The organism is Komagataeibacter kakiaceti JCM 25156 (genome assembly GCF_000613305.1).
In genome coordinates this window covers 1-1002 of record NZ_BAIO01000698.1, presented here as the reverse complement: position 1 = coordinate 1002, position 1002 = coordinate 1, and the positions used below count along the sequence as shown (strand labels likewise).

Genomic DNA, 1002 nt, shown 5'->3' with positions numbered 1-1002 from the left:
GCTGGCCCGCCCCCGCCCCATGCGCCATGATGACGCCGCGAAATACGCACCGGAACGGCACGACCCGGAACAACACGGCTAGGACAGGGCATGGCGGTATGGTATGGCCCCCATCCTTCAGGATCGACACAGACGGGGGCGGTAAGGCACATGTTTTCCAGCGAGCAGAAATCGGCGATCGAGACAGCCCGCGCCGGTTGGGCGCAGACACGTCGTCTTGTCGTACCCGCGGTGGAAGACGTGCTGTACTCCCCCATTCCCGTGCTGGAGACCGGCTTCGTGCGCGCGGTCGATTACATGGGCGGTGACAGCGGCATCGTGCAGGCGCGCGCGTTTCCTACGGCAAGGGCACGCGCAGCACGTCCGATGACCGGGGGCTGATCCGCTACCTCATGCGCCACCGCCACACCAGCCCGTTCGAACTGGCGGTGCTGAAACTGCACGTGCGCGCGCCCATTTTCGTCACCCGCCAGTGGTTCCGCCACCGCACCGCCAGCATCAACGAATACTCGGCGCGCTATTCCGTGCTGGAAAAGGAATTCTATTTCCCCCGGCCGGAAGACATTGCCGCCCAGTCCACCAGCAACAAGCAGGGACGCGCCGACAGCCTGCCGCCCGAACAGGCGCAGCAGGTGCTCGACATCCTGCGCGATGACGCCTCACGCTGCTATGACCATTACATGGACCTGCTGAACGAGGATGAAAACGGCCAGACCCGCGACCCCTCGCGCCCGTCCGTGGCGCGTGAGCTGGCGCGGATGAACCTGCCGGTCAACATCATGACGCAGTTCTACTGGCAGATTAACCTGTGGAACCTGCTGCACTTCCTGCGCCTGCGCGCCGACAGCCACGCCCAGTACGAAATCCGCGCCTATGCCGACGCCATCCTGCGGATCGTGGAGAAATGGGCGCCGCTGACGTTCGAGGCCTTTACCGACTACATGCGCGACGCGGTGCTGCTGTCCGGCCCCGCGCTGCGCGCGCTGCGCGCGGCCATGGGCG

At 65.6% G+C, this 1002-nt stretch carries 2 protein-coding genes; both read left to right on the top strand.

Annotated elements, in window-relative coordinates; translation table 11 throughout:
* The first annotated feature begins 150 nt into the window (after positions 1–150).
* Positions 151–381 (top strand): hypothetical protein, encoded by a 231-nt coding sequence (locus JCM25156_RS32765; RefSeq protein WP_407637140.1) that lies wholly within the window; start codon positions 151–153, stop codon positions 379–381.
* A partial coding sequence (gene thyX / locus JCM25156_RS26030; protein WP_407637141.1) for an FAD-dependent thymidylate synthase occupies positions 378–1002 on the top strand: 625 nt, incomplete at its 3' end. The genes JCM25156_RS32765 and thyX, both read left to right, overlap by 4 nt.